Genomic DNA, 17,818 nt, shown 5'->3' with positions numbered 1-17,818 from the left:
ATGAAACAATTTTATGTTGGCTTATTCGTTCTTGTTGGATTAGCGACCCCTCCTGCTATTCATCTATTAGAATCAATCATGATTTTTCATATGCATATGCAAATGCCATTTTTGATGATTTCAGGGTTTTTAATGGCACCTTTTTTTATTGAAAAATTTCCCCGTTTTTTTGAGAAGTGGAATGGGAATGGCGTACCAGGTATTTTGTTATTTGTTGTTATTAATTTATTGGATGATTCCAAGGGCGATGGATGATGCCTTAACTAGTTCAATCGTAGAAATTTTTAAGTTTATTAGTTTACCTTTTCTAGCTGGAATTCCTTTAAGAGATAGCTGGGAAAAATTAAAAGAGTGGGGAAAGACTGCATTAGTTGTTGTTTTTATCCTAGCATTTATTGGATTAGGTTTGCTGTACACCATGTCACCAGTTCAGCTATGTAATAATTACCTCCTGGCTGAGCAGGTAACTTTAGGTTGGGGATATATAACGATGGCTATTACATTGTTTTTTTACTTGATTTATAGATTTTTTGTGGATTCGTCACAGTATGAATGAATAGCTATCTTGTTATGAGGTGTGGCTCGACTGTCATCTGTTTGAATGAAGTGGTGTGGGGTTTGTACAACTTGTGATCACTAGTGGTTAAAGTTGTCGAAGTGGCAAGAGGTTCAGACGGTTTTTGTTTCCAGGGCCTCGAAGTTGCCCGAATAAGACCATAGCCCTGACAGCTTTATTTTAATGACAGTAAAGAGCTTCAGAGCTTCTATGAACCCCCATGTGACGAAGAAACGATACTCATTTTTCCATCCTCAAAGAAACAAGTGAAAAAGCGTGATTCTAAAGGAATCTACGCTTTTTGTACTTTTAACGCAATCAAGCTGATTGAGCAGCCCGGCGGAATAGGATATTGTTTTCTAAATGAATGTGATCAAATAAATCAGCTTCAAGAGCTTCAAGACGTTGATAAACTAGACGGTAAGTACCACATGCTCCAAGTGGTGGTGTAAAATCATTAGTAACTTCACGAAGTTCTTTAAGAATATTTCCAGCGTGACTATGCTCATTTTCCAACTCATTAACCACCGCCTGTAACTTTGCATAGTTTTCATCTGTTGGGTTTTCGTCAAGAGCAAGAATTAAAGGGAAATCTTCGGTTTCTTCTTTAATGAGATGTTGTTCTAGCTCGGTCTTTAATTCGTGAAATAATCGGTGTATTTTTGCTAAATGTGGTTGAGCAGCTCCGTGAACACGTAAAACTTTCGTAACATAAGGGCTAAGCTGTGGTAATTCTTCATTTAGAAAGCGATGATGTTTATGAATGATAAAATCAATTAACTCAACATTCGATGCAGATTCCCATGAAATTCGAGCTTCATTTAATGCTTTAGTCTCTTGGTATAAAAGATTTAACTTTGATAATACATCTTCTGATGATAAATTTCTTTCATTTATTGCATCTATTAGTGGTCTATTTCCACCACAACAAAAGTCAATACGATACGTCTTAAAAAAGTCACCAGCCTTCGGGAATTTTGTAACAATATCTCCGATAACCGAAGTCTCATTAAATGTATGTTCCATTGTGTATTCCTCCAATAAGTAAGATTTTATTTTATTTCTAATGTTAGAATACCAATGGCAGAAAGAGTTTGTGGTGATGTACATCACTTATGACCTGTTAATCTCATCATATTAAAATTCTAAAGTACATCAAATAAATATATATTAAAAATATATTATTTTTTTATCACCACTTGAAGTGGGGGGCAATCAATTTTTTATTTAGACTTGATTGCTTTTCCCAGATTCTATTTGTTCCGTTAATTTAGATTTAGGAAGGGAGTAAATAATGAAAGAAGAGATAGGGAATTGCCAAAGATGTGGGAAACAAATCTACTGTTTGGATGGCTTTCTAAATGGAATCATAAGTTCAAACGGAATACTCCGATGCTTTCAGTGTGGAGAACAAGTAGAAGAAGTGTGTTAAGGCATTCTGATAAGGAATGAATAATTCGATAAAGGCTGTAGCTGTAGTTATAGTAAATGTTTGTAGGTTGACTTTTTAATTTACCCGGAGGATTAATGAATAAACGGAGAAGGTTCCCTAATAATAGCTATATAAGTTTTAAAAGGGAGGATTTTCTTTGGATTATAATATTATCCTAAAAGCCGCAGTAATGGTTATAGTTGGTTTCTTATTTTTGCGATTTGTTGGGAGGAAATCTGTATCGCAGTTGACCATAGCAACAACCGTTGTTTTGATTTCAGTTGGTTCTATAATTATCCAGCCGGTAGCAGATCACGGGATTGTTAATACGATAACAGGGTCAGCGGTATTTATACTTTTTCTAGTAGTTATAGAGTTTCTAACAATGAAATTCAATACGCTTGAAAAACTTATTACTGGAAAATCAAAAGTAGTAATTGAAAATGGGCAGTTGAAAACAAGTACATTAAAAAAAATGAGATTAACGGTAGATAAGCTCGAAATGCAGATTCGTCAACAGGGTATAAGTGAATTGTCAGATATTAAGACAGCTACCATTGAACCAAACGGTCAGCTAGGGTATGAATTAATGCCTGAAGCAAAACCATTAACTGTCGGTGAATTTAAAAAGCTTATGCAACAGATGGGATTTACATCTGTTCAGTCTCTAGAACAACCTACTAGTTCAGGTACCAATTTATTTGATGAAATTAATCACAAAAATTCACCAGCTAATACAAAGCAATTACACTGAATTAAAGTGCTTTGTGTTAGGTTAGTTAAATCAATAAGGGTACAAGAAGAGTATTCGATATGGGATACTCTTTTTTATTAATAATTGGAGTTAAATTACATTTTTAAGTTAGATCTTATCAAGAGTTTAAAATAATCGCTTTGTTTTATCACTGAAAGAATTTAACTTGAAATTTAACATGAAAAACTCTTTTCTGAAAAGTAATAATGTTCACAGACTAAAAGAAATTAATTACAGTAAAGTGAATAATAGCTTAATCAAAAGGGAAAGGGGAGTTTAACTATGAAGAGAAAGAATCTGCCAATAGTCTATTCATGTTCCGGTTGTTCGTCAGCGGCACAAACTGCCAACATGATTGCAATTAAGATGGACCGAGAAGATATTGCAGAGATGTCATGTATTGCGGGAGTTGGAGGAGATGTGAAACCACTTGTCAAAACAGCCAAGTCCGGAAGGGACATCATTGCTATAGATGGTTGTCCACTATCTTGTTGCAAAAGTTGTTTATCTAGACATGATGTTAAACTGAAGCACCACTTTAATTTATCTGACTTTGCTATACCAAAAATACAAGGTGAAGATCCGGATATTTCCCTCTTTCAAGATACTTATAATCAAATTTTAACTCTTATAAAATAATAAATAAGTGGAATATCTGAAATGACTACTGATATGAAGTAGTCGTTTTTTGCGTTCAAGAGACCTTTATTAAAGTGTGATAAACTTAGAAGAGGTCTAGTAGATTTAAAACGAAATGTGGTGAAAATTTGAAACCAAGAAAGAGAAAATTATTGTTAGTTATATCTGGTTTGATTCTAGCTTTACCATTTTTTTTATTTTCAAAACAATTTTATAGTTAAAACAGAAACTACAATTCGCTCGGCAAAACTACCATCCAGCTTTAATGAGTATAAAATTGTGTAATTATCAGACCTACATAGTAAAACCTTCGGAAAGAATCAAAAGAAATTGGTCAATAAAGTGAGGAAAGTAAACCCAAATCTGATAGTATTTACTGGGGATTTAGTTGATTCAGATAAGTTTAATGAGAAAGATAGTTTGGCATTAATGATAGAATTAGTTAAAATTTCACCAGTATATTTTGTAAAGGAAATCATGAATGGTGGTCTGGGAAATTCACCTCATTGAAAAACAAATTAAATGAAATAGGCGTAAACGTAATGAGAAACTCAACTGATGTGATAAAAATCGGAAATGAGAAAATTCTTTTAACCGGAGTTGATGATCCAACCCAACATAGCGAGAGTTTAGGAGAACGAGAAATAATAGAAGAAGCTATCAAGAAATCACTAGAAGGAATCGAGAAAGAAGGAACGTTTAAAATTCTTTTATCACATAGACCTGAGATGCTTTCACTTTATTCACAATATGAATTTGATGTTGTATTTTCTGGCCATGCTCACGGTGGACAAGTTAGAATTCCTTTTGTAGGTGGGTTAGTTGCTCCAAATCAAGGATTATTTCCAAAGTACACTTCTGGTAAGTACACTTTAGACAAAACGACGATGATAGTTAATAGAGGGCTTGGAAATAGCATCATACCTTTTCGAATTTTTAATCTTCCAGAAATAGTTGTTTTAACATTATATAAAGACGCCGCCTAAGTATGTTCCTAGGCTTTTTTAAAACATAAGTATCAAGTTTTGGAATACCACAGGTATTGTTACTGTGGTATTTATCGTGTAGTTATAGGAACTCATAGGCGAGAAATTCCGGTTAACTTATCTAATATATGACTAAAGCTATAGATTCGGTTCATAAAAGCGGAAAAACTCCTGTTTTTTTTAGGGGAATGTTGGTATTTCCCAATTTAAGTGGAATTTTTCCGTTTAAATTAAATCACAGTGAAATCAACATGACAGGACACAACCCATTTAAAATTTTTCGAAGGACAATTTGTGGTTTTGCTAATTGATTAAATCGCTTATTGACTTTTTCGTAGAAAGTTGTAATATCTATTTAGTCGTTAATTTTTCTTGTTAGTGGCGATAAATATCCGCATTTTATATAATTAATGTTTATTAAAATTATAGATTGGTTAAATGAAAGATACTTGGAGAGGTGAAAAAATTATGAAGACTTTGTTTGGCAAAATTAGATTTAAAAATAATTTTATGAGCCTTTTCTACTTAGCTGTTATTTTGTTGTGGTTAAAAACATATGTTGTGCAGCTTAATCAGTTTAATTTGGGCTTAGAAAATGCGTATCAACATTTTCTATTGTTTCTCAATCCACTAGGATCTTCTTTATTTTTCCTTGGGTTAGCGTTATTTGCAAAAGGAAAAAGAAAATATATATGGCTTATTGCTATTAATATAATTTTGAGCATGTTGTTGTTTGCAAATGCGGTTTATTACCGTTTCTTTAGTGATTTTCTAACACTACCAACATTAACTCAAACGCAAAATTTTGGCGATGTGAGTGGAAGTATAACATCATTGTTAAAGCCTAATGATGTTTTATTGTTTTTGGATACAATGGTATTACTTATTTTAGCTGTAGTGATTAGTAAAAAAGATACTTTATTACAAATTAATAGAAAAAGGGTAAACAGAAATTTAATTGCAGCGATGATTATTATGTTAATTAACTTAGGGTTAGCAGAAATTGATCGTCCACAGCTATTAACTAGAACCTTTGACCGTAATTATATTGTGAAGTATCTGGGTATGTATAACTACACAATCTATGATGCAGTTCAAAGTACGAAAGCTTCTGCAAAACGTGCAATGGCAGATAGTAGTGATATTACTGAAGTCATTAACTATACTAGAACAGAATATGCACGACCAAATCTAGAATACTTTGGAGCAGCGGAAGGAATGAATGTGATTTATATTCATCTTGAATCCATTCAAAATTTCCTAATTGATTATAAACTTCATGGTGAGGAAGTTACACCGTTTTTAAATTCCTTAACAGAAGAAGAAAATACGATGTACTTTGATAACTTTTTCCATCAAACTGCACAAGGGAAAACAGCAGATGCTGAGTTTATTATAGAAAACTCTTTGTATGGTTTACCACAGGGTTCTGCATTTTCAACAAAGGGGTTAAATACGTATCAAGCGGCTCCTGCGATCTTAGGACAAAAAGGGTACACTTCAGCAGTGTTTCACGGGAATAATGGAACATTCTGGAATCGTGATGAAATTTATAAATCATTTGGGTATGATGCTTTTTTTGATTCAAGTTATTATATGATGAATCCTGAGGACCTCGCAGATTATGGTTTGAACGATAAACCATTTTTTGAACAATCAGCTTCTATGCTTGAATCTTTACCACAGCCATTTTATACAAAATTTATGACCGTTTCACACCATTATCCTTATACAATGGATCAAGAAGAAGCAACTATTGCTCCACATACAACTGGTGATAAGTCTGTAGATAACTATTTTCAGACGGCACGTTATGCGGATGAGGCTTTAAAAGAGTTCTTTGATTATCTTAAGACAGCTGGCTTGTATGATAATTCAGTGATAATTATGTACGGTGATCATTATGGTATTTCAGGAAATCATAATGAAGCTATGTCCAAAGTTTTAAACAAAGAGATTACAGAATTTGAAAGTGCTGGCTTACAACGTGTACCATTATTTATTCGTGTTCCTGGAATAGAGGGAGGCACGATGCATCAATATGCTGGGCAAATTGATTTACTTCCTACACTGTTACATCTGTTAGGCGTAGATACAAAGCATTATGTACAATTTGGGACAGATTTATTATCTGAAAAACATGATGAACTAATTCCTTTTAGGAATGGTGATTTTGTTGGACCTGAAGTAACATATACAGGTGGTAAATACTACGACTCTAAAACTGGTTTAGAAATCGAAGAATCGGAAAAAACTATGCAGTTAAAGGCAATCGTTGAAATGAAGCTAAGCTTCTCAGATCGTCTTGTGGAGGGAGATCTTTTACGTTTTTATACTCCTAAAGATTTTATTCCGGTAGATCGATCACAATTCAATTATACTAAAGATGCATCAGAGTCAGTTTCAAATGGATATGATAATTAATAACTAAACAAAAAAAAGTTGTTGAGTATTGACTCGGCAACTTTTTTTTATTGTGATTATCCATATAACCTACTTTATGTAAATGGTAGTTTAAAAGCTTCTATGGAATGTATAAATTTATAGAAAATTGTTAATAACTTTAGAAGTATTTTAATGTAAGTGGGTGAGAGAGATGAGTTTTACAACGATTGCTATTGAACTGGCGATTGGATATCTTGGTCTTTTTATAATTACAAAATTATTAGGAAAAGGAACAATATCACAATTAACACCTTTTGATTTTATTGCTGCTATCCTGTTAGGAGAATTAGTTGGAAGTGCGGTGTTTGATTCAGATGTTAAGGTCCACCATCTATTATTTGGATTGTTCATTTGGTTTATCTTAATTTATTGTACAGAAATTATTTCGCAAAAATTCAAGAGTACAAGGAAATTGTTAGAAGGGGATCCCTCGATCGTCATTCGACAAGGGAAAATTCAAAGAGAGGCACTAAAGAAAGCTAAGCTTGATATTAATCAACTTCAGCATCTTTTGCGTACTAAAGATTCATTTTCAATCAGAGAAGTGGAGTATGCCATATTAGAAACAGATGGTCAATTAAGTGTAATGAAGAAGTCTCGGTTTGCTTCTCCTACAGTATCAGACTTGAAATTACCGTTAAATTCTGTCGTTCTACCGATAACTTTAATCATTGATGGAGAAGTGCTATGGGATAATTTAAAAGTCATTAATAAAGATCCAGAATGGTTTGAAGGAGAGCTAAAGGCAAAATCGATTAATAGCTATAAAGATGTGTTATTTGCAGACTATAAGCCTAATGAGGGATTGTTTATTGATAGGTTTGAAGATACTAATTAAAGTCTTTTCATCAAGATTAAAAGTAGTTAGGTTACCGTTTTTACATTGTGTAATAATATGATTACTATAGCGTTAATACTTGGACTAATTCTTTTAGTTAAAGCACCCATTATGTTATGTTAGATGGAGGGGGTGTGAATTTGAAAAATGAAACTATGATATATAGTAATCTGGAGGAATCAGGTAGTTATATTTTAAACCTAGTTGAAAAATTTATTAATGTTAATACGTTTTGTATTACAAGTATAAATCAAAGCAACAGTTATTTTATAAGTGTGTTTAATCGAACTGAAACGATTGCTAGTTCAGGGGTTACACTTTCCGTATATGACGCTTATTGACACCTCTTATTCCAAAGTGGTCGTGAACCACTAATAATAAAGGATGCAATGGAACATCCGGCTACTCGCAATATGGATATTACTCAAAACTTTAAGATTAACAGTTTTCTGGGAGTTCCGATTTTCTTAAATAATGGAGAATTATTTGGGAATCTTTGTTGTTTTGATAAAAATAAATATTCATTCAGTGATGCAGATGTGCAATTGCTTCAAACGATGTCTACTTTTTTTACATATGTGATCGAATTGGAAAACAATAAAAACCTTGCAGAATATGACTTTGAAAGATTATATAAAGAAAATCAATTAATTCTAGACTCACTTTCAGAAGGTGTTTTTGGTTTGGATTTGGTTGGTAACATCACCTTTTGCAATCCATCTACGCTGAAACTTGTTGATTATTCTGAGAAGGAACTATTAGGTGTAAGTCCGTTCACCACATTTCTTAGAGGAACAGCAAAGGAACATACTGATATGTTTTCCACAATCAAAGATGGGAAAAGTAGAACTCAATATGACGAATTTTTTCTGAGGCAAAATGGTGATCAATTTCCTGTTGAATATACTGCAAATGCAATAGTTGAGAATGAGAATATTGTTGGAGTAGTTGTTACGTTTAAGGATGTGACAGAACAAAAAAAATCTGAGGAATTGATGTTAAAATCGGAAAAGTTAAATCTTGCAGGACAATTAGCTGCAGGAATCTCGCATGAAATTCGAAATCCACTAACAGCTATTAAAGGCTTTTTTCAATTGATTAAAGTATCTGATAAGAAAGATGAATATTTTAATATCATCGATAGTGAATTATCGAGAATTGAAGAGATATCAAGTGAATTGTTAATGTTGGCAAAGCCACAGACAAAGACTCACTCTGAAAGAAATTTAGTAGATATTATACATGAAGTCAAAGTGCTTCTAGAAACACAAGCTATTATGAAAAGTATCGAAATAAAAACAGTTTTTAAGGAGTCCTACTTAGGAATTGTTTGCGACAAAACGAAAATCAAACAGGTATTTATTAATTTAGTTAAAAATGCGATCGAAATCATGGATAAAGGTGCAATCACAATAAAAATAACTACAATGCATGGACAAGCAATAATTACTGTAGAAGATACTGGTCCAGGTATTCCAAAGGAACGATTACATAGAATTGGCGAACCTTTTTATTCAACAAAAGAAAAAGGCACAGGCTTAGGGTTATTAACAAGTTATAAAATAATTGAAAACCATAAGGGAGAAATTACTGTCAATAGTACGGTTGGAAAAGGAACAACATTTACAATCAAATTACCAATAAATCAGCAGCCTTCTTCAATCATATAGAAGGCTGTATTTTTGTATTAAAGAAATTAGTCTGATATGTTATATGGATCTTAAGTACAGTGAAAGCAAATATTACTAAAAATATAGTCTATAACGTAAATAAATAGTAAAATAGTTGTATATACTAATCCAAAGAATTTGGAGGTGATATACATATGGAAAATAAGCCACTTCATTTTGACGGCAGTATGCATAATGCTGTGACAGAAGAAAACACAGCTAGTGAGCCATTTATTTTAACAGATGAAATGAGAAAAAATATTAGTGGAAATCCTCATGTAATGGGACCCACTGAATAAAATGAACTTGTAATTTTAAGGGATGTCCCAAAAAGCTCGTTTTAAAGAGCTTGAATGGAACAGCCTTTTTTTATTGACTATAATTTGCGGTTAAAATCTTTTTGAACTTCAATGGCAGAATAATCTCTTGCGTTTTAAACCAAAATAAAAAGGATAAATCTGAATAAACGAAAGGAATGGTTAAGAATGGCGAGAGTACTTTATATTACAGCTCATCCTCATGATGATACTCAATCTTATAGTATGGCAGTGGGGAAAGCATTTATTACGAAATATAAAGAAGTGAATCCAAGCGACGAGATTGTGGAAATAGATTTGTACAAAGAGAATATCCCGCAAATCGATGTAGATGTTTTTAATGGGTGGGGGAAACTTCAAACGGGAAAAGGTTTCGATGAACTTTCATCAGAAGAAAAAGCAAAGGTAGGTCGTTTAACAGAGCTTTGTGAGCAATTTATCAATGGCGATAAATACATTTTCGTCACACCTTTATGGAATTTTTCATTTCCCCCAGTAATGAAGGCATACATTGATGCGGTTTCAGTCGCAGGGAAAACTTTTAAATATACTGAAACTGGACCAGTTGGGTTGTTAACTGAGAAAAAAGCATTACATATTCAAGCCCGTGGAGGAATCTATTCGGAGGGACCTGCAGCAGCAATGGAAATGGGACATCGTTATTTAAATATTTTAATGCAATTTTATGGTGTCCCTTCATTTGAAGGATTGTTTGTTGAGGGACATGCAGCGATGCCAGATAAAGCCCAAGAAATTAAGGAAAATGCAATAGCGAGAGCGAAGGATCTAGCACAGACATTTTAGTGTGTAAAGGAGTCAACTTGGTTGACTCCTTTACATTGTAACTCGTTAAAAAACTAACTATGTAAAATCTAAATATATATACTCGTTTCTTCAACAATTAATCCTTAGTTAATGACTAACCGTTCTCTATCATACATTATTCCCTTCTTTTTCTATCTAATTATTCATACTATAATCCTATGTATCACTCGGAAACATTCTGTTGGAAAGTAGTTCAATTCATTTTTTATAGTTAATCCACTTGGAAGGAAAAATATTTGATAGTTTTTTGTCCAATTAACCTCTTATTTAAAATTAAATTTGGAAAACTTGTCGGGTGACCATCGTTATATTATTTTTATAAAGTGATGTAATTTAAATGACAAAAACCAGTAGCTATACAAATGAATACATTACGGGAAGAGTCAGAAAAGGACTTCTTAAGTACATTAAGGCGAGTGGCAGAACTTGGTTATGAGGGTGTGGAATTTGCTGGGTTTGGGGGATTAGATGTCAAAAATATTAAATCACTATTAGATGAACTTGGAATCGTTACTGCAGCCTGTCATGTCCCACTTGAACAGCTAACGAACAATCTTTCACATTTTTTTGATGTGTTGTGACTGGTCGGTCAGTATAATGGGAGATTATTTATATCATTTGTAAAGTCCTATCATTGTTATCTTATGGATTAGTTAAAAATAATGTTGCATTCACTGTATAAAAAAAAATATAGAAATCATCTTGTTGACAAATGACTGACTGGTCATTAATATAAATTAATGAGCTTATAAGTCAATTTAAGGGTGGGTGTAAAAGTGAAAGGTTTAGTTAATTGTGTCTTAAAAATAAACTAGCAGTATGGTTACTTACCATTATCATAACGGTAACAGGTATATACTCAGGTACACGAATGAGCATGGAAACGATTCCTAATATCTCAATTCCTTATTTAATGGTTATGGACGTGTATCCAGGTGCTACTCCTGAACAAGTAATGGAGGATGTCTCGGTTCCGATAGAGAAGGCAGTTGAAGGTCTCGATGGTGTTAAATCAGTTTACTCAAATTCATATTCAAACATGTCGAATATTCAAGTTGAATATGAGTTTGGAGAAGATATGGACGAGGCCAAGCGGTCATTGCAATCTGCTTTAGAAGCAGTATCCTTACCAGAGGGGGCTCAGGAGCCAGTTATCACTGCAATTAGCATGAACATGATGCCAATAGTAGCATTAAGTGTAAGTAGTGAAGCTGAGGATATTGTAGAATTAACCTCAACAGTAGAAGAAATCCTTTTACCTAAAATTGAGAAAATAGAAGGTGTTGCATCTGCCGCCATCACAGGTCAACATATTGAAGAAGTTGAGCTTACTTATGATGAAGTGAAAATGGCTGAACTTGGACTAACTGCAGATACAGTAAAGCAAATGATTCAAGCGAGCGATATGGCTGTTTCTTTAGGTTTATATGAGTTTGAAGAAGGCGAACAAGCCGTCTCAGTTGATGGTAAATTTATGACAGCTGATGAATTAGAGAAAATGCTTATTCCTGTCACACCAACTGAAACAAATCCTACTCCATTTGTGGAACTAGGTGAAATTGCAAAGATAGAAGTTGTAGGGAAAGTACAGTCTGTATCACGGACAAATGGAAAAGATGCAATTGCGATTCAAATTGTAAAAGGCCAACAAGCAAACACAGTTAGCGTTGTAGATGATGTGAAAGAATTAATCGCAGAGGAACAAGCGAATATTGATGATCTAATCATTGACGTGACAGTTGATCAAGGTGCTCCGATTGAAGAGTCTGTTAAAACAATGATTGAAAAGGCATTATTCGGAGGATTAATTGCTATATTAATCATTCTACTTTTCTTACGAGATTTTAAATCTACGATTATATCAATTGTATCCATCCCAGTTTCCATTTTCATGGCTTTGTTGTTATTGAATTGGATGGGGATCACATTAAATATTATGACTTTAGGTGCGATTACGGTTGCAATTGGACGGGTCATTGACGATTCAATTGTAGTTGTTGAAAACATCTACCGACGTATACATTTAAAAGAAGAAAAATTAACAGGACGTGCATTAGTTCGCGAAGCGACAATTGAAATGTTCAAGCCCATTCTTTCATCAACCTTAGTAACGGTTGCAGTATTTGCACCACTAATTTTTGTTGGAGGAATGGTAGGAGAGCTATTTACTCCGTTTGCATTAACTATGACGTTTGCACTTGGCGCATCATTAATTGTTGCAGTGACAATCGTTCCTGCATTATCACACTTCTTATTTAAGAAAAAGTTGTATAGTCCAAAAACAGAAAGTAGCCATAAAGAGGTTGGTAGATTAGCTAATTGGTATAAAGGTGTTCTTGAATGGACCCTTAATCATAAAATAATTACTTCAATCATTTCAATTGTTTTACTAGCTGGAAGTCTAGCATTAACTCCATTAATTGGTTTTAGTTTTATGGGAAGTGAAGAAGAAAAAGTAATGTACTTGACGTACACGCCAGGAACTGGGGAATTAAAAGAGGACACATTAAAAAATATTCAAGTAGTAGAAGAGAAGCTCTTGAAAAATGAGGATATAGACATAATACAGTTATCTGTCACGGAAAGTGGAGATCCAACCGCTGCAATGATGGGGGGCGGAGGAGATGGCGCATTAATGTACCTAATCTTTGATCCCGATATGGATGATTTCCCTGAAGTACGTGAAAAAGTTGAAGAGTATGTTTTTAACTTAAACCAAACTGGGGAATGGAAAAGCCAGAACTTCGCCGCTATGTCAATGCCTACGAATGAAGTTAGTTACACGTTTTACAGTGAAGAATTAGATAAACTAAATGAAGCTGTGAAAATGGTGGAAAATGTGATGTCTGAAAATGAAGGATTAGAAGATGTCTCTTCCAGTGCCGAGGATGCTTACGTAGAATACACTTTCAACGTAGAACAAGATGAATTATTACAATACGGATTAACAACAGGTCAAATCGTGATGATGTTGAGTCCAACTAGAACACAAGATATATTAACAACGATTGAAAAAGATGGAAATACCTTAGAAGTAATCGTTCAACAAGAACAAGAAGATACACCAAAATCAATTGATGAACTCTTAGAAACGGAAGTCCCTACTGCAATGGGGACAGCAATTCCGCTTTCTGAGATTGTAACAGTTGAACAAGGAACAACTTTAAATACACTTGCACGAAGTAAAGGTGAGTACTATGCAACAGTGTCAGGAACAATCCTAGGGGATGACATTACAAAAGCTACATCTGAAGTAGATAAAGCTATTGATGAGTTAGATCTACCAAAAGGCGTTACAATTGGAGTTGCTGGTGTAGCTGCAGATATGAATGAGACCTTTACACAACTTGGTCTTGCGATGCTTGCTGCAATTGCGATCGTCTACTTTATCCTAGTTGTAACCTTTGGTGAAGGGGTAGCACCTTTTTCAATCCTCTTCTCATTACCATTTGCAGTAATTGGTTCATTCGTCGGTTTATTAATCGCTGGTGAAACCATTTCAGTATCAGTCATGATGGGGTTATTAATGTTAATTGGTATCGTTGTTACTAATGCGATTGTACTTGTGGACCGGATCATTCATATGGAACATGACGGAATGGGTATGCGTGAGGCAATTTTAGAAGCTGGAGCTACTCGTTTACGACCAATTTTAATGACAGCAATCGCAACAATTGGAGCGTTAATCCCATTAGCTATCGGTTCAGGTGGTGGAGGCCTTATCTCGAAAGGTCTGGGAATTACAGTAATCGGTGGTTTAACCAGTTCGACATTATTAACACTAATTGTTGTACCAATCGTTTATGAAGTATTATCTAAAATCTTTAAGAAAAATCGTAAAGAAGCAGTAGAAAATTAATGTTCTAGCCCCAAAGAGTGAGTCTTTGGGGCTATTTATAGAACAATCGCAAGGGTGGGGTGGTCAAGCAATAAGAAGCCTAAATGCACCAATCATTGTAAACACAATAATCAGAGTTTGAAACGCTTTTTGAGGAATAAGAGGTAGTACTTTTGCGCCAACCAAAGCTCCAATTAGTATAGTTGGTATTAACCATAAATTAAAAGATATCGAATCAATTGTAATTAAGTCTAGGTGAATATAAAAAGGAACTTTAATTAGATTAACAAATAGAAAAAACCAAGCTCCTGTACCTACAAATTCTTGTTTGGGCAAGCCCTTCATTAATAAATAAATGGCCATTACGCCACCTGCAGCATTTCCAATCATTGTTGTAAATCCACCCAGTATCCCCATACATATGGAAAACCATAAAGAATTAGGTAGCGCCTTATTAAATGTATCTCCTAATCTTTCACGGCATACGTGCAAGATTAATAGTATTAATACTAAGGCTCCTATCATTGGTTTTAACTGTTCGCTATTGACTTGGTTAAGCACAAAATAACCTGCAGTGATTCCAATTAATACCCATGGTATTAAAGAAATCAGATATTGCCAGACAACACTTCTACGATAATAAATAACAGCAAATATATCAGCTACAATGAGCATTGGTAAAAGTATTCCTACTGATTCTTTTGCAGGAAAAACGATCATCAAAATGGTGACAACGAAAATACCTAAGCTAGATACTCCAGTTTTTGAAAAGCCAATAAAGATTGTACTTATAATTACAAAAAACCACTCTAAGTAAGAAAGTTCAAAGAAATTAACCACCTCAATGTTTAGTTATATTTTTTATTTTATAAGAGATTATGTTAATTTTCTAGGATCAGAGATTTAAAGTTCTAAATTAAACCATAAATCTTAATTCGTTTCACACAAAAATGGTAACTCTGAATTTCATCTAAATTCTGAGTTACCATTATCGTAAGTCTACCCTGAGAAAAGAAATGCGGAAGGCGCTCGTTCAACGGCGACAGGCATAAGACAAGACATCTAGAAGGTTGCTCTTTAACCTTCTAGGGTGGATTGACTTAGACCTGAGAGCCGATAGCGCCTGGAGCTAGACACCAAGCTTATTATGAATTACTAACATTTTTTCATCCTCCATGGTTCGAATAAAATTAGCATGGGTGTCTCCCCTGAAAATACCTTTGGTTGTGGAGTTCCATGAGCTGCGATCCACTTGCTTTCCGCGGGGTGGTCCGTGAGCCTCCTCGTCGCCAAGGGCGGGCTTCTGCGGGGTCTCACGAGACCACTGGATCCCGCAGGAGTCAAGTGGCTCTCCGCTCATTCCACACTGAGGAGGAAACATGTTTTCATACACCATGGTGCGAAATACTTATTTAGCATAGATGTCTACCCTGAAAAACGAAAAGCGGAAGGCGCTCGATCATCGGCGACAGGCATAAGTCAATCCTGCTAGAAGGTTGTTCTTTAACCTTCTAGCAGGATTGACTTATGACCCCGAGCCGATAGCGCCTGGAGCTAGACACTAAGCTAAGTATAATTTTTCATACTCCATGGTGCTAATTTTAATTAGCATTGATGTCTACCCTGAAAATACCTAGGTCGGAGAGTTCCAATTCCCTTACTAATGCTCAAAGCCCTACAAAGGGAATGAAAAGCGTTGTTTCATTCCCTTTCTCATGCCAAAAGCCATCCAAAGGGAATGAAAAGCGTTGTTTCATTCCCTTTCTCATGCCAAAAGCTCAACAAAGGGAATGAAAAGCATTGTTTGATTCCCTTTCTCATGCCAAAAGCCCTACAAAGGGAATGAAAAGCATTGTTTGATTCCCTTTCTCATGCCAAAAGCTCAACAAAGGGAATGAAAAGCGTTGTTTGATTCCCTTTTTCATGCCAAAAGCCATCCAAAGGGAATGAAAGATATTCGAGACTGAAAGATCAGTAGTTGTCTAGTTGCTCTCCCTCCACACTGAGTGAACAAAACATTTTCATTCTCCATGGTGCAAATACTCATTCGCATGAAAGTCTACCCTGAAATTAACTTAGTTAACGGAGTTCCATGCGCTGCGATTCACTTGCTTTCCGCGGGGCGGCCCGGTAGCCTCCTCGTCGATTTTTGAGCTCGTACGGGGTCTCGCGAGACCGCTAGATCCCGCAGGAGTCAGGTGGCTCCGCTCATTCCACACTAAGTGAACAACATTTTCATCCTCCATGGTGCGAAACGAATTAGCATGGAAGTCTACTTAAAAGAGAACGTCATCCGGATCTGGCCCATAACGGTAATCCTGTTTTAGTTTTATCAATCATTTTCATTTAGTCTTTAGACAAGCTAAATTCGAAGATATTTGCATTCTCTACAATACGTACTTAATGAATTGACATAGGGCCAAATGATCGTATTTTAAGGCAGGATATTCCCTGCTGCAAGGAAGATACTATACCATTCTTCACGTGTAAGGTGAATATCTGCTGCCTTACAGCAATCAATTAGCCTCTTCTCATTCATTGTACCTATGACTGGTTGCATGTTTGCGGGATGGCGTAATAACCAAGCAATAGCAATGGTTGTGTTACTCACTTCGTATTTGTCAGCAATTAGATCAATTGATCGATTTAATTCTGGGAATTTGTCATTACCAAGGAAGACGCCTTCAAAGAACCCGTACTGAAAAGGTGACCATGGTTGAATGGTAATATCATTCAATCGACAGAAATCTAAGATACTGCCGTCACGATTAACTGCAGAGTTATTTTCCATATTCACATTAAATCCATTAGATATCATGTTTGCATTTGTAATGCTTAATTGAAGCTGGTTTGCAACAATTGGCTGCTTCACAGACTTTTGTAAAAGCTGAATTTGCATTGGATTTTGATTTGAAACACCAAAATGACGCACTTTTCCTGTACTCTCCAGTTTGTCGAAAGCTTCAGCTACTTCTTCCGGCTCAACCAACGCATCTGGACGATGTAAAAGTAATATATCAAGATAGTCTGTATTTAATCTTTTTAAAATCCCATCAACGGATTCTAAAATGTGTTCTTTAGAAAAATCAAACATCCCTTTACGAATTCCACATTTAGATTGTAAAATAATTTTTTCGCGAATATCATCGTTCATATGTATCGCATCGGCAAATATCTTTTCGCATTCTCCACCACCATAAATATCCGCATGGTCAAAGAAGTTTGCACCTAATTCAAGAGCAGTTTGGACAAAACTTTCAGCTTTAGGCTTGTCTAGCGAGTCAATACGCATGCACCCAACTGATATAACGGGTACTTCTAAGGTGCTGGTTCCTAGTTTCATTGTTCTCATGACTTTTCCTCCCTAAATGAAATACTTTTCCTATGAATTCATAATGTTTTTCTATAGATTCTATCTGTAATAGGTTTCGATCATTATTGATTGTTACATATAGATGATGAGTTTATCAAGTTTTTACAGATGACCTTATTAAAAAATGAAAAAGTGAATTTCTCTC

At 34.8% G+C, this 17,818-nt stretch carries 14 protein-coding genes and 2 pseudogenes; 13 read left to right on the top strand and 3 right to left on the bottom strand.

Features of this window, described 5'->3' with window-relative positions:
- Together BK579_RS26960 and BK579_RS26955 are read left to right on the top strand one after the other, a co-directional pair.
- Complete coding sequence (locus BK579_RS26960) at positions 1-255, top strand: hypothetical protein (protein ID WP_328589287.1); 255 nt, start codon at positions 1-3, stop codon at positions 253-255.
- Positions 212-556, top strand: coding sequence for a hypothetical protein (locus BK579_RS26955; protein WP_328589286.1), 345 nt, complete (start codon positions 212-214; stop codon positions 554-556). Before BK579_RS26960 ends, BK579_RS26955 begins: the two co-directional genes overlap by 44 nt.
- Positions 557-874: 318 nt before the next feature.
- On the opposite strand, the gene ric is transcribed toward BK579_RS26955, so the two are convergent.
- Positions 875-1,582, bottom strand: a complete 708-nt coding sequence (ric, locus tag BK579_RS19965; RefSeq protein WP_078548489.1) for an iron-sulfur cluster repair di-iron protein — start codon at positions 1,580-1,582, stop codon at positions 875-877.
- Positions 1,583-2,145: 563 nt separating this feature from the next.
- On the opposite strand from ric, the gene BK579_RS19960 reads away from it, so the two are divergent.
- The 11 genes and pseudogenes from BK579_RS19960 (at position 2,146) to BK579_RS19915 (ending at position 14,321) form a co-directional block, all read left to right on the top strand.
- Positions 2,146-2,742 (top strand): DUF421 domain-containing protein, encoded by a 597-nt coding sequence (locus BK579_RS19960; RefSeq protein ID WP_235848485.1) that lies wholly within the window; start codon positions 2,146-2,148, stop codon positions 2,740-2,742.
- A 282-nt stretch (positions 2,743-3,024) separates the two neighbouring features.
- The gene (locus BK579_RS19955; protein WP_078548486.1) at positions 3,025-3,381 is read left to right on the top strand and encodes a putative zinc-binding protein; all 357 of its coding nucleotides are present in this window, start codon (positions 3,025-3,027) and stop codon (positions 3,379-3,381) included.
- Positions 3,382-3,533: 152 nt separating this feature from the next.
- Positions 3,534-4,367 (top strand): annotated as a pseudogene (locus tag BK579_RS19950) (metallophosphoesterase).
- Positions 4,368-4,835: 468 nt separating this feature from the next.
- Positions 4,836-6,791 (top strand): lipoteichoic acid synthase, encoded by a 1,956-nt coding sequence (locus BK579_RS19945; protein ID WP_078548483.1) that lies wholly within the window; start codon positions 4,836-4,838, stop codon positions 6,789-6,791.
- A gap of 172 nt (positions 6,792-6,963) precedes the next feature.
- Positions 6,964-7,650 carry a DUF421 domain-containing protein gene (locus tag BK579_RS19940; protein ID WP_078548481.1) on the top strand — a complete coding sequence of 229 codons (687 nt, stop codon included), beginning with the start codon at positions 6,964-6,966 and terminating at the stop codon, positions 7,648-7,650.
- A 155-nt stretch (positions 7,651-7,805) separates the two neighbouring features.
- Positions 7,806-7,991 (top strand): hypothetical protein, encoded by a 186-nt coding sequence (locus tag BK579_RS26145; RefSeq protein WP_204524743.1) that lies wholly within the window; start codon positions 7,806-7,808, stop codon positions 7,989-7,991.
- Between the two features lie 33 nt (positions 7,992-8,024).
- Positions 8,025-9,320 (top strand): ATP-binding protein, encoded by a 1,296-nt coding sequence (locus BK579_RS19930; RefSeq protein WP_268876559.1) that lies wholly within the window; start codon positions 8,025-8,027, stop codon positions 9,318-9,320.
- A gap of 155 nt (positions 9,321-9,475) precedes the next feature.
- Positions 9,476-9,619, top strand: coding sequence for a hypothetical protein (locus tag BK579_RS25780; protein WP_169891193.1), 144 nt, complete (start codon positions 9,476-9,478; stop codon positions 9,617-9,619).
- 186 nt (positions 9,620-9,805) lie between these two features.
- Complete coding sequence (locus BK579_RS19925; RefSeq protein ID WP_078548475.1) at positions 9,806-10,441, top strand: FMN-dependent NADH-azoreductase; 636 nt, start codon at positions 9,806-9,808, stop codon at positions 10,439-10,441.
- 383 nt (positions 10,442-10,824) lie between these two features.
- The gene (locus BK579_RS19920; protein WP_078548473.1) at positions 10,825-11,043 is read left to right on the top strand and encodes a hypothetical protein; all 219 of its coding nucleotides are present in this window, start codon (positions 10,825-10,827) and stop codon (positions 11,041-11,043) included.
- 195 nt (positions 11,044-11,238) lie between these two features.
- Positions 11,239-14,321 (top strand): annotated as a pseudogene (locus BK579_RS19915) (efflux RND transporter permease subunit).
- Positions 14,322-14,384: 63 nt separating this feature from the next.
- Here the strand turns inward: BK579_RS19915 and BK579_RS19910 are convergent.
- Positions 14,385-15,140, bottom strand: a complete 756-nt coding sequence (locus tag BK579_RS19910) for a sulfite exporter TauE/SafE family protein (RefSeq protein ID WP_078548471.1) — start codon at positions 15,138-15,140, stop codon at positions 14,385-14,387.
- A 1,594-nt stretch (positions 15,141-16,734) separates the two neighbouring features.
- Entirely contained in the window at positions 16,735-17,652 is a 918-nt protein-coding gene (locus BK579_RS19900) for an aldo/keto reductase (protein ID WP_078548467.1), read from the bottom strand.
- Positions 17,653-17,818: the final 166 nt, after the last annotated feature.

Source organism: Litchfieldia alkalitelluris (assembly GCF_002019645.1).
In the GTDB taxonomy this organism is placed as follows: Bacteria; Bacillota; Bacilli; order Bacillales; family Bacillaceae_L; genus Litchfieldia; species Litchfieldia alkalitelluris.
Note: the sequence above shows the minus strand (reverse complement) of the source record. Positions and strands in the feature narration are given on the sequence as shown.

Coding starts and splice junctions, on each gene's coding strand:
- BK579_RS26960 (WP_328589287.1), top strand. CDS start 1: ATGAAACAATTTTATGTTGGCTTATTCGTTCTTGTTGGATTAGCGACC.
- ric (WP_078548489.1), bottom strand. CDS start 1,582: ATGGAACATACATTTAATGAGACTTCGGTTATCGGAGATATTGTTACA.
- BK579_RS19955 (WP_078548486.1), top strand. CDS start 3,025: ATGAAGAGAAAGAATCTGCCAATAGTCTATTCATGTTCCGGTTGTTCG.
- BK579_RS19945 (WP_078548483.1), top strand. CDS start 4,836: ATGAAGACTTTGTTTGGCAAAATTAGATTTAAAAATAATTTTATGAGC.
- BK579_RS19940 (WP_078548481.1), top strand. CDS start 6,964: ATGAGTTTTACAACGATTGCTATTGAACTGGCGATTGGATATCTTGGT.
- BK579_RS26145 (WP_204524743.1), top strand. CDS start 7,806: ATGATATATAGTAATCTGGAGGAATCAGGTAGTTATATTTTAAACCTA.
- BK579_RS25780 (WP_169891193.1), top strand. CDS start 9,476: ATGGAAAATAAGCCACTTCATTTTGACGGCAGTATGCATAATGCTGTG.
- BK579_RS19925 (WP_078548475.1), top strand. CDS start 9,806: ATGGCGAGAGTACTTTATATTACAGCTCATCCTCATGATGATACTCAA.
- BK579_RS19920 (WP_078548473.1), top strand. CDS start 10,825: ATGAATACATTACGGGAAGAGTCAGAAAAGGACTTCTTAAGTACATTA.
- BK579_RS19900 (WP_078548467.1), bottom strand. CDS start 17,652: ATGAGAACAATGAAACTAGGAACCAGCACCTTAGAAGTACCCGTTATA.